15 protein-coding genes are annotated in these 17,335 nt (G+C 40.3%); 11 read left to right on the top strand and 4 right to left on the bottom strand.

The features are described 5' to 3' along the window. Nucleotides 1-13: 13 nt before the first annotated feature. The 3 genes from ybfE to S4054249_RS11790 form a co-directional block, all read right to left on the bottom strand. On the bottom strand, nt 14-292 hold the full coding sequence (gene ybfE / locus S4054249_RS11800; RefSeq protein ID WP_023399385.1) for a LexA regulated protein: 279 nt from the start codon (nt 290-292) through the stop codon (nt 14-16). After that, the gene (locus S4054249_RS11795; protein WP_023399386.1) at nt 292-513 is read right to left on the bottom strand and encodes a DUF2788 domain-containing protein; all 222 of its coding nucleotides are present in this window, start codon (nt 511-513) and stop codon (nt 292-294) included. Before S4054249_RS11795 ends, ybfE begins: the two co-directional genes overlap by 1 nt. A gap of 88 nt (nt 514-601) precedes the next feature. Then, nucleotides 602-1,375, bottom strand: a complete 774-nt coding sequence (locus S4054249_RS11790; RefSeq protein ID WP_046356271.1) for an alpha/beta fold hydrolase — start codon at nt 1,373-1,375, stop codon at nt 602-604. A gap of 125 nt (nt 1,376-1,500) precedes the next feature. Here S4054249_RS11790 and seqA point away from each other — a divergent pair, with 125 nt between their 5' ends. The 7 genes from seqA to ttcA all read left to right on the top strand — a co-directional run bounded on the left by seqA (nt 1,501) and on the right by ttcA (nt 9,923). Continuing rightward, complete coding sequence (gene seqA / locus S4054249_RS11785; RefSeq protein ID WP_046356272.1) at nt 1,501-2,049, top strand: replication initiation negative regulator SeqA; 549 nt, start codon at nt 1,501-1,503, stop codon at nt 2,047-2,049. A gap of 9 nt (nt 2,050-2,058) precedes the next feature. Beyond that, the gene (gene pgm, locus S4054249_RS11780; RefSeq protein WP_046356273.1) at nt 2,059-3,696 is read left to right on the top strand and encodes a phosphoglucomutase (alpha-D-glucose-1,6-bisphosphate-dependent); all 1,638 of its coding nucleotides are present in this window, start codon (nt 2,059-2,061) and stop codon (nt 3,694-3,696) included. 68 nt (nt 3,697-3,764) lie between these two features. Next, nucleotides 3,765-4,796, top strand: a complete 1,032-nt coding sequence (gene astE, locus S4054249_RS11775) for a succinylglutamate desuccinylase (protein ID WP_046356274.1) — start codon at nt 3,765-3,767, stop codon at nt 4,794-4,796. A 245-nt stretch (nt 4,797-5,041) separates the two neighbouring features. Beyond that, nucleotides 5,042-6,259: a thiamine pyrophosphate-dependent dehydrogenase E1 component subunit alpha gene (locus tag S4054249_RS11770; RefSeq protein ID WP_046356275.1), complete on the top strand. Its 1,218-nt coding sequence runs from the start codon at nt 5,042-5,044 to the stop codon at nt 6,257-6,259. After that, nucleotides 6,259-7,236, top strand: coding sequence for an alpha-ketoacid dehydrogenase subunit beta (locus tag S4054249_RS11765; protein ID WP_046356276.1), 978 nt, complete (start codon nt 6,259-6,261; stop codon nt 7,234-7,236). The genes S4054249_RS11770 and S4054249_RS11765 overlap by 1 nt, the downstream gene beginning before the upstream one ends. A gap of 9 nt (nt 7,237-7,245) precedes the next feature. Beyond that, a complete protein-coding gene (locus tag S4054249_RS11760) occupies nt 7,246-8,826 on the top strand; it encodes a dihydrolipoyllysine-residue acetyltransferase (RefSeq protein ID WP_046356277.1) in 1,581 nt (526 codons plus the stop codon). A 203-nt stretch (nt 8,827-9,029) separates the two neighbouring features. Beyond that, nucleotides 9,030-9,923 (top strand): tRNA 2-thiocytidine(32) synthetase TtcA, encoded by an 894-nt coding sequence (ttcA, locus tag S4054249_RS11755; RefSeq protein ID WP_046356278.1) that lies wholly within the window; start codon nt 9,030-9,032, stop codon nt 9,921-9,923. Between the two features lie 44 nt (nt 9,924-9,967). On the opposite strand, the gene S4054249_RS11750 is transcribed toward ttcA, so the two are convergent. Next, the gene (locus tag S4054249_RS11750; protein WP_046356279.1) at nt 9,968-10,804 is read right to left on the bottom strand and encodes a TIGR02285 family protein; all 837 of its coding nucleotides are present in this window, start codon (nt 10,802-10,804) and stop codon (nt 9,968-9,970) included. Nucleotides 10,805-11,098: 294 nt separating this feature from the next. On the opposite strand from S4054249_RS11750, the gene S4054249_RS11745 reads away from it, so the two are divergent. From S4054249_RS11745 to S4054249_RS11730, 4 genes are all read left to right on the top strand, one after another. After that, complete coding sequence (locus S4054249_RS11745) at nt 11,099-11,710, top strand: hypothetical protein (RefSeq protein WP_052960974.1); 612 nt, start codon at nt 11,099-11,101, stop codon at nt 11,708-11,710. Nucleotides 11,711-11,733: 23 nt separating this feature from the next. Then, nucleotides 11,734-12,693 (top strand): hypothetical protein, encoded by a 960-nt coding sequence (locus tag S4054249_RS11740; RefSeq protein WP_046356280.1) that lies wholly within the window; start codon nt 11,734-11,736, stop codon nt 12,691-12,693. An 18-nt stretch (nt 12,694-12,711) separates the two neighbouring features. After that, nucleotides 12,712-14,958 (top strand): NAD(P)-binding protein, encoded by a 2,247-nt coding sequence (locus S4054249_RS11735; RefSeq protein WP_046356281.1) that lies wholly within the window; start codon nt 12,712-12,714, stop codon nt 14,956-14,958. Nucleotides 14,959-15,071: 113 nt separating this feature from the next. Further along, nucleotides 15,072-17,309 (top strand): TonB-dependent receptor, encoded by a 2,238-nt coding sequence (locus S4054249_RS11730; protein WP_046356282.1) that lies wholly within the window; start codon nt 15,072-15,074, stop codon nt 17,307-17,309. The last annotated feature ends 26 nt before the right edge of the window (nt 17,310-17,335 follow it).

Below are 17,335 nucleotides of genomic sequence, written 5' to 3'. Positions count from 1 at the left end.
TAATTACTTACCTTTATCTATTAATCGCTAATTTCTCTTGCAAAATGGTTTCTATAAGTGCACTACGGCTAATGTTTTGCTCTTCAGCCATATCACTTAACGCTTGGTAAAGTTCAGAAGACACTTTGAACTCTACGCGTTTTAAACCTCTTGCTCTATCTCTTTTAATTTGATTACGCTTGTTGATCTTTAGCTGCATCTCCCTAGGTAAGGGATTTGTTTTGGGCCGACCTGGGCGTTTTTCATTTTCAAATAAGTCGATAGTTGTTCTATCTAATTCAGACTTGGCCATTAACCAACACCCGCACCTTGCCAAAACACTTGTATTACACCTTTGGCTATGAAACCTGAACAACCTAAAAACAACACCAGCCAAACGATGTATCGACCAAATTTAGGCACGTCACCTTTCTTTAGAACATCCTGTATGGCCATTCCAATAAGAAAGAAAATACATGCGAGCGCAAAGTAAAAACCAAGAGTTTCAAACTCATTTATGTATTGACTGATCATCTTTGCACTACTAAAACCTTAAACGGCGGCTACTATAGCATACCTAACTATAATAAATTAAGTTTCGCTATGTAAAAATCTCCGACAATTATTGAATAAAATCAATAATTGAACGATTGACAGCATCTGGCTTTTCAGCGTGTAGCCAATGTCCAGCACCTTGAATGACTTTTGCACGGGCTTTTGAAAATGCGCTCACGATAGCATTTTTGTGCTCTGGCAAAATGTAATCAGAGTTATTACCTTTAATGAATAGCGTATCACACAAACAGGTACGAGGTGTATCTATGTTGGAGATAATCTTAGAATAATTTTTTTCTATAACGGATAAATTGAACCGCCATTCAAGCTTTCCTAGATCATTTTTTGCTAGGCTTTTTAATAAAAACTGTCTAACACCAAGTTCGTTTATCTTTTCAGCCATCACTTTATCGGCTTCACTACGACTAGTCGGTTCATGGAGAGAGACTTGATTTAATGCAGCAATAATTGAGTCATGCCTTGGATGGTAGGCCACTGGTGCTATGTCAAGTACAACCAGTTTATCAACTTTTTGTTCTTCAAGCATTGCCACTTGCATTGCAACCTTGCCACCCATAGAGTGCCCAATAAGCGTGACACTTTCTAATCCTAAGTGGTCAATCAGATTAATAATATCTTGTGCCATGAATTGGTAGTCCATATCGTCACTTTTAAAAGAACGTCCATGGTTTCGCAGATCTACATTGATGACATGAAAATTTGTTTCTAGTGCTCTGGCGATGACATTTAGATTTTCCAATGAACCAAAAAGTCCATGAATTAAGAAGACTGTTTTGGCGTTTTTTTGGTCTAAACCACTTTGTTTAAAATTGAGTAACATACTACCTCCAAGTTTGCGACGCTATTCTGCCAGTCTTAATTCAAAATTCAAAGCCGTAGAGGAAGAAGAAAAATTTAGATATAATCCCCCCAAATGCAGTATATGTATAAAATGACAGGACAAGCATGAAAACAATAGAAATAGATGACGAACTATATCAGTACATTGCAAGCAATACGCAAAGTATTGGTGAGAGCGCCTCACAGATCCTGCGTCGTTTACTAGAGTTAGAGCCAGTTCAGGGCGCTTCGATCGCTGTAAAGGTCGAAGAAAAACAAGTTGAGCCAGTTCAAGCTCAAAGCACGGTTGAAGAGAAAGTAGAGCCAGTACGAGAGTCAGCGAATGTGTTTAACATTCTAAATAAAGAAGAGCTAGCTATGCAAAAAGGTGTAGTAGGGCGCTTTTTATTTATTTTAGCTGCATTCCATCGCACCCATAAAGCTCAATTTAACAAGGTGCTTGACATTAAAGGGCGAGACCGAATTTACTTTGCAACAAGTAAAGAAGCGTTGCTTGAAAGCGGGAGCAGTATGAACCCAAAAAATATTACAGACAGTGAATATTGGGTCATGACGAATTCAAACACCACGCGTAAAAAGATGATGTTGCACGAGGTAGCTTTGATTTTAGGCTACACTCAGCAGCAGGCAGAAACAGTTCGAGACTACCTATAAGGAAATGTGATGGCAAACCATCCAAACGCAGGCAAAAAAGCTCCTAAATCACAGCTCGCAAATATTCCGAAGCTGGTGTCAGCATATTATTTGAATGAACCAGATCTTGAAACAAACCCAGAGCACTGTGTGGCATTTGGAACCTCTGGACACCGTGGTTGTTCATATAATGTCAAGTTTAACGAGTCACATATTTTAGCAATCACACAAGCTATTTGTGATTATCGAAAAGCAAACAATATTTTTGGTCCTCTATATTTAGGTAAAGATACGCATGCGCTGTCTGAAGCCGCCTTTAATTCTGCGATAGAGGTCCTGGTCGCCAACGAAGTTCAAGTGATCACTCAAGACAATGATGATTACACACCGACTCCAGTTGTAAGCCATGCCATCGTATGTCACAACCGAATTAACCCAAATGAGCTTGCAGATGGTATTGTCGTTACACCGTCTCATAACCCACCGGAAGATGGCGGTTTTAAATACAACCCACCAAATGGTGGTCCGGCCGATACAGATGTAACTAATTGGATAGAGCAACGTGCAAATCAGTTGTTGCGTGAAGATTTAGTTGAAGTTCAATTATTCCCTTATGCCAAGGCTAAGCGTTCTGGTTTTATCAAGTATGAAGATTTAATCACGCCATATGTGGAAGATTTAGCAAACGTGATAGATTTGGATGCAATCGCAAAAGCTGGCGTTTCTATCGGTATTGATCCATTGGGTGGTTCAGGTATTAATTTCTGGCCTGTGATCGCTGACAAGTTTGGCCTGAATATGACGGTTGTAAACGATGAAGTGGATCCAAGATTTGCATTCATGCCCCTTGATAAAGATGGCAAAATTAGAATGGACTGTTCTTCACCGTTTGCCATGGCAAATTTAATTGAAATTAAAGATGATTTCGATATTGGTATCGGTAACGACCCAGATTACGATCGCCACGGTATCGTTACAAAAGATGGTTTAATGAATCCGAACCACTTTTTAGCCGTTGCTATTGATTACCTGTTAAAGCACCGAGATTGGGCAAAAGACATCAAAGTCGGTAAAACACTTGTATCAAGCGGCATGATTGACAAAGTCGTTCAAAGCCATGGCAATGAAGTATATGAAGTGCCAGTGGGTTTCAAATGGTTTGTTGAAGGTTTAAGCGATAAGTGGCTTGCATTTGGTGGTGAAGAAAGTGCAGGTGCGTCATTTTTGAGGAAAAATGGTGATGTTTGGAACACCGACAAAGATGGCTTTATTCTTGGCTTACTCGCAGCCGAAATTCTAGCTGTAACAGGCAAAACGCCGTCTGAGCGATACAAAGAGCTTGAGCAGGAGTTTGGTGCGCCAAGTTATAAACGTATAGATGCACCAGCAAATGATGCGCAAAAGGCTAGGCTAAAAGCGCTAAGTGTTGATGATGTAAAAGCGACAACACTTGCTGGTGATGAAATTACCGACATTTTGACGCATGCACCTGGTAATGGTGCAGCTATAGGTGGCTTAAAAGTAGTCACTGCTTCTGGTTGGTTTGCAGCGAGACCGTCTGGCACAGAAGATATCTATAAAATTTACTTAGAATCTTTCAAAGGTGAATCACACCTTGCAGAGCTTGAAAGTGCCGCGAAAGCGTTAGTTGACAGTGTGATCAGCTAATATATCAAATATGAAAGGCCATTTTTTAATGGCCTTTTTCTTTTTTACATCTCTCATAAGGTGACAGTATGTACCTTGATACATTAAAAGCAACAGGGGACTTTTTAACCATTACTCGTGAAAATGAGTTTGAATTAGCACCGAGCCAATTTACATTGGAAAACGGTACTGAGGTTAAAGTAATTGATACCGGTGTAATTCAATTCACCCCAGCGTGTGAAACACAAAAAGATTTTGTCTTTTCAAGTGCAGTACACGGTAACGAAACCGCGCCAATCGAAATCTGTGATGAGCTTATTCAGAAAATCATCACAGGTAAGCTTGAGTTGAAGCAACGTGTTCTGTTTATCTATGGCAATCCAAAATCAATCAATATTGGAAAGCGCTTTGTAGACGAAAACCTAAATCGTTTATTCAATGGCGCACATGAAAACAAAGCCGATAACCCTGAGCAAGTGCGCGCGGCAAACCTTGAAGGCTATGTGCGTGAATTTTTTACCAGTGTTGAGGCTGGTCGTTATCGCGCTCATTATGATCTTCACACTGCGATCCGAGGTTCTAAAAACGAAAAATTTGCAGTTTATCCTTTCTTACATGGTAAACCTTGGAAAAAATCACAGCTACAGTTTTTACTATCTTGTGGCGTCAATACTGTGCTGATGATGCGCTCGTCCGCAACGACTTTCAGCTATTTTTCTTCAAAGCAGTTTGAGGCGGATGCATTTACAGTAGAGCTTGGTCAAGTAAAGCCGTTTGGTGAAAATAACATGGCAAGCTTTGAGGCAACAAAACAAACGCTTAGTGCATTAATTAGCCAAAAAGAAGTGGAATATAAAGAATTCGATGCAACAGACTTTGAGCTGTTTACAGTACATAGAACGATTAATCGTACTTGCGAAGAATTTTCATTTCCATTTCCAGATTCGGCTGTTAACTTTACTGGATTCGCTAAAGGAGAGCTACTTGCTAAAGATGGAGACACTGAGATTTTTGCTGAAGTAGAAGGTGAAGCAATTATCTTCCCAAATGCTAAAGTTGCGCTTGGCCAACGTGCATTATTAACCGTGATACCAATGGAAATAAACGACAGCTTCATTTAACTACCTGAAATAACAGTTCTTTTGTAACCGTATCGAAATCTTTCCAGAATAAAAATGCAAATTACCGGTTATTCATCTAGGATTAGTTGAATAACCGTTTACGTTAACGTAAAGTGGCAAAAGCTTTAATTTAAGTAATTTGCATTTACCGCACTAATTATTCAAAACTCAACTCGCGGGCTTTATGTCAATGCTATTGGCTTCAAGTATTGCAAATTGGCGATGACAACAAGAGAAGGTAGGTTATGACTAACCCCAATAACATATCGTTAAACATAAGCCATGCACTCGAATTTATCGATGGCCATGCGCTTAACATCCCAACATTGAAAATTTTAAGTGAGCAAGGAGACATCTTAGACGGCGCAACTAAGTCTGAGCTAGATAAAGAAACTGCGCTTAAAATATATAGCACGATGAGATTTATCCGTTTGTTGGATGAACGTATGCAAGCTGCTCAGCGCCAAGGTCGTATTAGTTTCTATATGCAATGTTTGGGTGAAGAGGCTGCTATTACGGCAAGTGCTGCAGCGTTGAAGCAAGATGATATGATCATGGCTCAGTACCGTGAGCAAGCTGCGCTTCATTATCGTGGATTTACGCTAGAACAATTCATGAACCAGCTTTTTTCAAACGAAAAAGACTTGGGTAAAGGTCGCCAAATGCCAGTGCATTATGGCTCTAATGAATTACATTACCTCACGATTTCTTCCCCGCTTGGTACACAGATCCCTCAAGCAACAGGGTATGCCTATGGGCAAAAGCTTAAACATATTGATAAAGAGTCAGGAGAATTGAACTCTGAAATCGATAACGTGACTATCTGTTATTTTGGTGAAGGTGCTGCATCAGAAGGTGATTTCCATGCCGGCCTTAACATGGCAGCTGTACACAAAGCGCCTGTTATCTTTTTTGCACGTAATAATGGTTATGCAATCTCTACACCCGCAGATGAGCAGTTTAAAGGCGATGGTATTGCTGCACGTGGCGTTGGTTATGGAATTAAAACTATCCGTGTAGATGGCGCTGACACGTTAGCTGTGTATGAAGCGACTAAAAAAGCACGTGAAATTGCGGTTACAACAGGTGAACCTGTGTTGATTGAATCAATTGCATATCGTCTAGGTGCTCACTCAACCTCAGATGATCCATCAGGGTACCGTACTAAAGATGAAGAGGCAGAATTTAAGAATAACTGTCCAGTTGCCAGATTTAAAGCATGGTTATTGAAGCAAAACTGGCTAGATGAAAAAGAAGACGAAGCAATTAAAGACAAGATCCGCGAAGAGATTTTGGCTGCATTAAAAGTTGCAGAAAAGGTACAAAAACCAGCTCTAGAAGAACTTGTTTCTGATGTTTATGATACACCAATTCCAGCGCTACAAAAACAATACGAAGAATTAAAAGAGCATATCAAACAATATCCAGATGCCTATCCAATTACAGCAGGGAGAATCAAATAATGGCTAAGATGAATATGTTACACGCCATTAATTCGGCGCTTGATATTAGTATGGCGGAGCACCCTCAAGCTTGTATCTTTGGTGAAGATGTGGGTTATTTTGGTGGCGTATTCCGTGCAACATCAGGGTTACAAGAAAAATATGGTAAGCATCGTGTATTTAATACGCCATTGACAGAGCAAGGTATTCTTGGTTTTGCCAATGGTCTTGCGGCATTTGGCGCGCCAGCGCTAGCTGAGATTCAGTTTGCGGATTATATCTTCCCAGCGTTTGACCAAATCGTAAACGAGTCAGCTAAATTCCGCTACCGTTCTGGTAACGAGTTTAATGTTGGTAATTTGACTATTCGTACTCCTTACGGTGGTGGTATTGCAGGAGGTTTGTATCACTCACAATCTCCAGAAGCGTATTTTGCTCACACACCAGGTCTGAAGTTGGTTGTACCGCGTAACCCTTACCAAGCGAAAGGCTTACTAAGAGCTTGCATCAAAGATGATAACCCTGTGATCTTCTTTGAACCCAAACGTTTATACCGCGCATCAGTTGGTGAAGTACCTGAAGAAGATTACACAATCGAAATTGGTAAAGCTGAAGTGGTTAAAGAAGGTTCTGATATCACTTTGCTAGCTTGGGGCGCGCAAATGGAGATCATCGAACAGGCGGCTGTAAAAGCAGAAGAGGCTGGCATTAGTTGTGAAATTATCGATCTTCGTTCAATTTTACCTTGGGATGCTGAAACACTGATTAAGTCTGTAACTAAGACCGGTCGATTAGTTGTCAGTCACGAAGCGCCAATTACAAATGGTTTTGGTGCTGAAATTGCAGCTACCATTCAAAAAGAGTGCTTCTTACATTTAGAATCACCCATTGAACGTGTTTGCGGCCTTGATACGCCATATCCTTTAGCACTTGAAAAAGAATATGTACCAGATGCTTTAAAAGTGTTTGAAGCAATTAAGAAGTCAGTGGAATTTTAAGGATAAGTCATGTCTAAAGAGTTTATTTTACCAGATATCGGCGAAGGTATTGTTGAGTGTGAAGTTGTAGAATGGCTAGTTGCTGTTGGTGATACAGTAAAAGAAGATCAGCCAATCTGTGATGTGATGACAGACAAAGCTTTGGTACAAATCCCAGCGGTACATGACGGTGTTATCACTCAATTACATTATCAAAAAGGTGATATTGCGAAAGTGCATGAGCCTTTATTTGCAATGAATGTAGAAGGCGAAGCGCCAGTACAAGAAGAAGCTGTGACAGCGTCTGCATCTCAAGAGCAACCTGTAGCGACGCAAGGTGAGCATTTAGAGGAATTTATCCTCCCAGATATTGGTGAAGGTATTGTTGAATGTGAAATTGTTGAATGGTTGGTAAGCGAAGGTGAGTCAATCAAAGAAGATCAAGCTGTTTGTGATGTGATGACAGACAAAGCGCTCGTTCAAATTCCAGCAAAGTATGATGGTGTAGTTGAAAAACTGTATTACCAAAAAGGGGATATAGCACAAGTACATAGCCCATTGTTCCAAGTGCGCTTAGCACAGTCAAATGCTGTTCAAACTACACCTGCTAAATCAGTTGAAGAAGAGCTTGCAATCCACAAGCCCCAGCCTGTGTCATCTTCAACGATTTCTTCAGCAGTTACTCAACCAGTCATTAACGGTAAAGCGGTAGCTTCACCTGCTGTAAGACGACGTGCGCGCGAAATGGATATTGATATCCGCCAAGTGCCTGGAAGTGGTAAGAATGGCCGCGTGTATAAAGAAGATCTTGAAAAGTTCTTAAGCGCTGGAGCGAGTCCAGTAGCTCCAGTTGTTAACGAAGCTGTTTCTCAACCTTCAGCAACCTCCGTTAGCACTGTGACTGGTGGCGCAAGAGTTGAGCCAATTCGTGGCATGAAAGCTGCTATGGCCAAGCAAATGGTTGCGTCTGTGTCTACAATTCCTCACTTTACTTACAGTGATGAAATTGACTTGACAGACTTAATTGCACTGCGACTGTCTTTGAAAGAGCAATATGCAAAGCAAGGTATTAAACTTACTATGATGCCTTTCTTTATTAAAGCGCTGTCTTTGGCAATTAAAGAATTCCCAATCTTAAACTCTCAAGTTAATGAAGAGTGTACCGAGCTTACTTATTTTGATGACCATAACATAGGTATGGCTGTTGATAGTAAGTTAGGTCTATTGGTGCCAAATATCAAAGGCTGTCAGAATAAGTCGATTGTTGATGTTGCTGAAGCGGTCACTAAGCTTACGGATGCTGCAAGAGAAGGGCGTGTCTCTCCAGATGATCTGAAAGGTGGCACCATTTCAATTTCTAACATTGGGGCTATTGGCGGGACGACTGCAACACCAATTATCAATAAGCCCGAAGTTGCTATTGTGGCACTTGGTAAGTTGCAACATTTACCGAGGTTTGATGCTGAGGGCAATGTTGTATCGCGATCTATAATGCAAGTGAGTTGGTCAGGTGACCACCGAGTTATTGATGGTGGCACGATTGCTAGATTTAATAATTTGTGGAAATCTTACCTAGAAGAGCCTGCGAAAATGATGATGGCAATGCGCTAAGCATCAATTTGTAAAGGACCTTTACATGCCCCAGAAGCTAGAGCTTTTGGGGTTTTTTTATTTGGATTGAGATTTTTCACATTGTAAATTTTTTATCTACACAGATATATTCCAACCTTGTTTAAAAATCCGTATAATTCACACCTCAAAATTTTTACCCGTAGCAATTAAAAAGCCATCCGTTTTAGGCTTGAGAAGTCGTGATGAACCAAAAAGACGATAGAAAAGAAGTACTTGAATTCAATAAGTTGCAGAAAAAACTGCGCAGAAATGTTGGTAATGCAATCAAAGACTACAACATGATCGAAGAAGGTGATGTTGTTATGGCTTGTATCAGTGGTGGTAAAGACTCTTTTGCTATGCTTGATATATTATTGAACTTGCAAAAAGCTGCACCGATTCAGTTTGAAGTGATCGCAGTAAACTTAGATCAGAAGCAACCCGGTTTTCCAGAGCACATTTTGCCTGAATACTTCGAGAGCTTAAATATTCCTTATTATATCGTTGATAAAGATACTTACTCAGTTGTTCGGGAAAAAGTACCGGAGGGTAAAACAACTTGTGGGTTGTGCTCTCGTTTGAGGCGCGGCACATTATATTCTTTTGCAGAAAAAATTGGCGCCACAAAGCTAGCTTTAGGGCATCATATGGATGATATTGTTGAGACTATGTTCTTAAATATGTTCCATGGTTCTCGCTTGAAAGCTATGCCACCTAAACTAAGATCTGATGACGGTCGTAACGTGGTGATCCGTCCACTCACTTACTGCCGAGAAAAAGATTTAATAAAATATGCAGAGCACAAAGACTTTCCAATCATTCCTTGTAACTTGTGTGGTTCACAGGAAAACTTGCAAAGACAAAATATTAAAGCAATGTTGGTTGACTGGGATAAGAAAACACCAGGGCGTGTTGATAGCATTTTTAAGTCACTTCAAAATGTCAGCCCAAGTCAGCTAGCAGATACAAACTTATTTGATTTTGAAAATTTACCAATTGATAGAGAAAACGAGCGTGATGAGTATCAGTTCAGCGAAGCGACGGTTTCATCTACTAACATCGACGAGTCATTATTTATTGATGTCACAAACATCTAATTGATATTTTACCAAGTATCGCAGCTGCGATACTTGGTGTCTTACTATCTGGCTTCTTTTTTTTTCATTAATTTACTGAGCTTTATTTCCAAATAGCTCGGCAACCATTTTTGCATTACGATTTTAAATTCTTGACTGTTAACCACGGTATGAGCGACAGAATCTATTTCTGTGATGATTTCTCTTCCAAGTTCATTATCAGTGCAGCCAACATAGCCATGTACTATCGGGTCAACGTCTTTAAGTATAAGCTGTACTACTTCTTTAGTGTTGGTTTGTTTATGAAGGTAGAAATGTTCGCTAGGGTATCCAATGACTGCATCGACACGACCTTTTTTGAGCATATAAGTCAAACTTTCAAGCGCATCTTGACCTGGCCGAATAACCACCTGATTTTTTGGAATTGAAGTGATAGCTTGGTCCAACACTCTGCCATATGAGCGCTGCATGACAACACCAAGCACCAACTTATTTTCCTCGATAAAAGGCTTTAATTGTATTTTAGCCGTGTCTTCTAAACCTAACGCTTGAAGTGTTTTAGTTGTGGTTGCGATCGTGGGTGACAAACCTATGGTGGTATAGTTTTGACTAAACCGTATGAATTTTTGTCGCTGAGGCGTTTTATATAATGAAAGCATACAAAACGTATTACGTTTATCGCTGAGGGCTCTAATAGCGCGACTAGCCGGAAAGTAGACTTTATTATTTTCATAGGCAGGTAAATGCTGGTGAAACAAATCAATGATTAATTCATCTCTGCCAGTACCTTCGTCTGCATCATTAATCATGTAGTAAGGAGGGAAGTCAGTGATGATCCAGTCGATACTTTTGCTTTCAGCCACACTGGTTAACAATATTAATAGTAGCAATGCTTTGCGCACACTTACACCTCTTCTAATTGTCACTCTTAAAGCTTAGCAAAGAACGTCAAATTGCCAATGTATGAAGCAGTAAATAAGTTAAAATTGTTGTTTAATAATTGTAATTCATTTTACAATTTATTTCTTTTTGCTACATTGAAATACGAACACCAGCCTTTAAACGAGTAAAGTGGTGGCCAATGTAGTTGAAACAAGGATTGGTCTTTTATCTGTAATTAAAAGTGTTTTAAAGTCGTGCTTGGTATAGTATGCAAGGTTGGCGAGTTAAGTTAATTTCAATAACAAGAGAAAATTATGAATACGCTTATCGTCAGTGATATTTTTGGGCAAACTAAATGCTTGGAAAGTTTCGTCAATGAACTAGACGGAAACACTTCTATTTGTTCTCCCTATCCGTTTAGACAAGGGCATTTAAATCGAGATGAAGATACTGCGTATAAGCAGTATATGGACTCCGTAGGCCATGATAAATACTTCCGAAAAGTAGTTGAAGCGATTTCTGATAAGCAACCTGATTTGATCATTGGGTTTTCAGCCGGCGCGGTCGCTAGTTGGAGAGCGCTTGCGGCGATGCCGATTAAGAGCACTACCAAGCTGATTGCGTTTTATCCAGGTCAGATTAGAAATCATCTACATTTACACCCTCGATGTGATGTTGATATTTATTTCCCATATCAAGAAAGGCACTTTGATATAAAGCCCGTTATACAACATTTATCAGGAGTCGCGGGAGTGAAATGTTACCGTACAAGGTATGAACACGGGTTTATGAACTCACTCTCGGCACACTTTAATGCTTCTGCTTTGCAACATTTTACTGCGTTAATCCAGTTTAATATTGAGGAAGCAATTAAGTTGAAAATAGCCAACCGAAGGATAAAAAGTGGACTAGAATTGACTATGTAAATCATAATGAAAAGGAGTTATGTATGTCAGATCAGCCTCGTATTCCTTATAGACACTTCCCCGGTAACCCAATAGCCAAACCGCCATGCAGAATGCTGAACGCTATGATGTATGGCTTTTTTGTAAAAGGGGAGCTGGATACCATCCAAAAGTACGTTGACTCGACCTTAAATAGTGTTCCCAGTGAATCTATCGCATTTAGAGCTTTATCGTCGTATTGCCTTTTAACCTTCACAGACATCGAGAATATTGCATCTAAAGTACCACCGTTTAGTAACTACGGTTACATGCAAGAAACCGATATTATTGTATGGCTCCCTATTGCACAGATCAGTAAGCAAGAGAATAAGATGACCCATTTGTATTGGTATCCGGCTTTTATTACGGTTAACAATATTAATGCGTTAGTTAATGGACGTGAGACGTGGGGCTATAACAAATACCTATGTCAGTATCAAATGCCCGACAATCAACATAGAGCCGATCACTTCTCGCTCAGTTTAGAGACGTTCCAGCCATTTGAAGCTGATAAAAAAATGGCGTGGTACGAGTTACTATCAATTGATCGTGTTGCAGATGATGACACTTGGTTTGAAGAAGCGATTGAAATAGGTAAAGAAGTTGCCGAACTTATACATGGCAGCGTTCATGACTTAGGAGTCAGCATCGACTTCTTCAAGCAGCTTTTTAGTGGGTTTACTAATCCACAACTTGCGCAAATATTGTTTAAACAGTTTCCTGATGGTTATGCTGAAAATAGTGTATACAGTGCCGTTGTGCATTCGCCCTCTACTGTTAAAAAGGTGCACAAGCTTGGGTTTTTAAAAGATGAATATAAAGTGACCTTTAATCAAGTAGATGCATTTCCATTGGAGGAGATGTTTGGGATTAAGGTGGGTGAGCAGTTCGCTAAATTACCTTACTTTTTATGTATGGATTTTGATCAAGACGGGGCGAAAGAGATCGTCACGGCCGATTTATAAACCGAGTAAGGAAATCACATGACTAAAGAGCGTATTGCTATTTTAGGTGGTGGTGTGTCTGCGATGACGGCTGCCGTCTACTTAACTGAAAAAGAAAATTGGCAAGATCTATATGATATTACTGTATATCAGTTAGGGTGGAGGTTAGGGGGAAAAGGGGCAAGTGGAAGAAACCCTTACTTTGGAGAACGTATTGAAGAGCATGGTTTACATGTTTGGTTTGGCGCATATGTTAATTCATTTCGTGCGATAGAGACGGTGTATGACAAGCTAAATAGACCATCTACTGTACCAATTCACACATGGCAACAAGCGTTAAAGCCACATAGCTTCGTTGTATTGCAAGAGTTTATAGATAATCAATGGGAGACATGGCCTGTTGATTTCCCTTTGATTGATGGTAACCCCGCGGATGGAACCTTAGATTTACACTTTTGGCAATTGATTGAATTAGTCGTTGCGTGGTTGCACAAATGGATTGATGAGTTGGAAGAGGCCATTGAAGTAGCTAACAAAAAAACGCAACTACAAACCACTAAACAGCGAGATCGGAGCTTGTTACAGCATTTAGCCGGTGAAATTTCGGATGCGTTTGATACCGTTGAAGATTCTGTAAAGTCTTTTTTTGATAGTGCCGTCGATGAAGCGCAAGACATATTATCAACACCAAAACTTCTGATTTCGCAACTGCATGATTTAATGAGCTTGCGTGCGACTGATAAAAAGCTATCAAATTCAAAAGATAGACTTGTTACTTGGTATATCGTTAGAAAGCTCAAGCGTTGGCTTCGTTCAGAGGCAATAGAGTTGATTGATGACAACCCGGCAGTTAGACGTGCTTATATTTGCGCAGATCTCGCTATTGCAATGACCGTTGGGATGATCAGAGACAGGGTGCATGCAAATGGTTTTGGGGTACTGAATAAATATGACTTTAAGTTTTGGCTGGCTAGAAATGGTGCGGATAAAGAATACGCAGTAGAGTCGGCTCCTGTGCGCGGATTTTATGATCTCGTTTTTGGTTTTGTGGACGGTGACTTTAAAGAAGGTGATGTTGAAGCTGGGGTAGCTTCGTTAGCGATGTTACGTATTATGCTGTGCTATAAGGGTGGCGTGATGTGGAAGATGCAAGCAGGCATGGGCGATATAATCTTCTCACCGATATATGAACTGCTCAGTCAGCGAGGCGTTCAATTCGAATTTTTCAATCAAGTTGAGTCTCTTAAACCTGGCCAAGATGAAAATGGAAATTATGTGGTAGAAGAGATTAATATCATCGAGCAGGTTGAGCTTAAAAATGATGAATATCGGCCTTTTGTAGATGTTAAAGGTTTGCCTTGTTGGCCTTCACAGCCAAACTTAGACCAAATTGTAGATGAGCAAGCTGAACTAATTAGACAACACAAAGTGAACTTAGAATCATTTTGGACTGATTGGCCAAATATCTATGAGCAGCATTATCAAAAGCCACTGCCTACAAAGACTCTGAAAAGAATGCGAGATTTTGACAAAGTCATATTTGGTATATCGGTTGGATCACTTGAGCATTTATGCCCAGAGTTATTGGCATTAGATTATGGTTTTGAGCAGCAAAGCAACAAAGTAAAAACAGTGGCAACACAGGCGTTTCAGGTTTGGTTGAACAAAACAGATGAGCAGCTTGGATTTAACTATACACCTGCGAGTGAAGAGCGACCTATATTGAGTGCATTTTCTCAGCCGTTTGATACATGGGCAGCCATGTCAAACTTATTAGGCGTAGAGGATTGGCCATCATCTGGTCCATGTAACATCGCGTACTTCTGTAGTGCGTTTACTTGTGATCATTACCCGCCTCCTTCTGAGCATTCATTTCCAATTGAACAAACTGCTAAAGTTAAGGTGAATTCACTTAATAAACTCAATCATGAAATGAAGCCTTTATGGTCGTCCGCTTATAATGAAGCTGAACAGTTTGATTGGAGCGTTGTGTATGATCCTAGCTCTGCACCAACAGAAGAAAGGTTTGATGCCCAATATTGGCGAGTTAATGTTGATCCTAGTGAACGATATGTTCTTTCAGTTACTGGGAGTAGTGCTTTTAGGCTACCGACAGATGGAACTTTGTTCAAAAACTTATTTATAACAGGTGATTGGATTAAAACGGGTGTTAATGCAGGCTGTGTAGAAGCAGCTGTTATGGCTGGTATGCAAACCTCACGTGCCATTTGCGGTTTACCAGAAGAAATAAGTGGTGAAAATGGCTTTGAGCCAGATGGTACATGATAGATAATATTAGGTAAGTAACAGAAAAGACCTGCAATTTTATTGGAGGTCTTTTCTTTTGGACTATACTCAGTAGTGCAAAATGAATACTGCAAACACAATCGAGAACGGACATGTTTAAACTCTCTGCCATTTCAATATCTATATTACCAATAATGTTTAGTCCAACTCTGTCATTTGCCGCGGATGAACCCATGGAGGTCATTGAGGTGTATGCACAGAAACGAAAGCAAAACATTGAGGATGTAAGTGTTTCTATTTCCACAATTGGGGCTAATCGTATTGCTCAGCAAGGTATTAAAGATGCGACTGAACTTGGGCACTTCGTTGCCAACTTAAAGATCAGCCAAAATGCTGCTGAGGGAACGCCACCAGCTATTAATATTCGTGGTATTGGTTTGCTGGATTACAACACGGCGAATACATCTCCTGTTGCCATGTATGTTGATGGACTCTCAGTAGGATCTGCAAATAATCAAATCGCTAACTTGTTTGATATTGAACAAGTAGAGGTTCTAAAAGGGCCGCAAGGTACTTTATTTGGCCGAAATAGCACAGGTGGTGCACTGCTGATAAGGACTAAGCGACCTGATGCGGGTAATTATGGCTATGTTAAGCTTGGCGTTGGCACAGATGATTGGCATAGGGCGCAAGGCGCTTACAATGCCACTATTAATGAAGAGAGTGCGGTCAGGTTCGCGTTCAATCATACTGACTACGAATATACGAGTTACAATTTACTTGAAACCTCCCCAGAGGCAGGATTAACACAAAGTGATCTTAGGCTCAGTTACTTGGGAGAGTGGGACAATTGGAGTGCTTTTGTTAAAGGGTATTATGGTCATTGGGATGGCATCGTTCAGCCGGTTGGAAATATTGGTATTTTTAAAGATCCGAACCCCGCAAGCCCTGTAACGTGCTCTGCCAACGAAGCTGGGAGCTTGGGCTGTGTTGACAGCTTTGGCTTTAACGATGGAAGTGATGATTTTTGGGCTGTGAGTGTTAACAACGACTCTCCGCATTTGAGTATTTATAAGGGATGGGGGCTTGAGCTTCAGTGGGAAGTGCAAGAGGGCGCTTATTTGACCTATTTAAATGGATTTAATCGGTTGGATAGAGATCATGCATTTAATTGTGATGGTAGTCCTGCGAGGTTGTGTGAAGGTGAGCTAGGTTTAAAAAGTGAACTTGTCACTAATGAACTTAGGTATCAAAGCCAGTTTGGTGATGATTACTGGACTGTGGGCGTATTTCAACTTGAAGAGCGCATATTTCAAAACAATCACAATGATATCTTGAGGGATTTAAGAGGTGTATTGGCCCCAGAACTGACAACCACTTTCTTCTACGATAATGAAATTGTAACTAAATCGATTGCATTGTTTTCTCAGTACGAATGGCGCTTAAATGATCAGCATATGATCACAATTGGTGCACGCTATTCGGATGAGTCTGTGAAATACGATTCAATATCAAGACTGAACTTTATTACCACGCCAGGTGAACTCGACGGCACGATTATTCCGTTTTATACCGTAAGTGGAGAAGTGAAAGACGACAGAGTATCAGGTAAACTTGCATGGAATTATACACCAAATGATGAATTGCTCATTTATTATTCGCTTGCAAGCGGCACAAAAAGCGGAGGATATAATGGAGGGTTGCTGTCGTCTCCAGAGCAAGCTGAGCTTGCTGATTATGAGCCTGAAGAAACGTTAGCACATGAGGTTGGATTTAAATTGTCAAACGACGATGCTTATTTTTTATCTGGTGCTATTTTCTACTATGACTATAAAGAGCAGCAAGTTTTCATGAATCAGGCATCATCAACGCCGAATGCTCCGCCACTCCAGCTCTTGGAAAATGTCGGTAAGTCAACAATTTATGGCGCTGAGTTGGAGCTTGTGTACCTGCTAAGTCATAATTTATCCTCACGTTTGGCGATAGGGTATATTCCCGAGGCTAATTTTGAAGAGTTTATAGACCCTGTAGGTGTTACGCTCACCGACAATCGCTTACCTTTTACATCTGAGTGGAATATAGCCGCAGAGCTTACATATACATATTCTTTATATGAAGGTGAATTGAGTTCAGTTGTGGGTGTTGACTATCAGTCAGAGTATTACTTTGATCAAAACCAAAACCCATATGCCATGCAGTCAGGCTATGCTTTGTGGCGAGCAAATATTACTTACGAGTATAAGCAATGGCAATTAGGCGTATGGGGCAAAAACCTTTTCGAAAAAGAGTATAGCCATTTAAAGTTTGATTTAAGTTCGTTTCTTGGCATGTTAGAGGACTTTAAAGGAGAAGGGCAAAGAATTGGCGTTGATATTACGTATAACTTTTAGTGCTTTATTAGCATATAAATATAGGC

It is taken from the genome of Pseudoalteromonas luteoviolacea (genome assembly GCF_001750165.1).
Lineage (GTDB): Bacteria > Pseudomonadota > Gammaproteobacteria > Enterobacterales > Alteromonadaceae > Pseudoalteromonas > Pseudoalteromonas luteoviolacea_G.
Note: the sequence above shows the minus strand (reverse complement) of the source record. Positions and strands in the feature narration are given on the sequence as shown.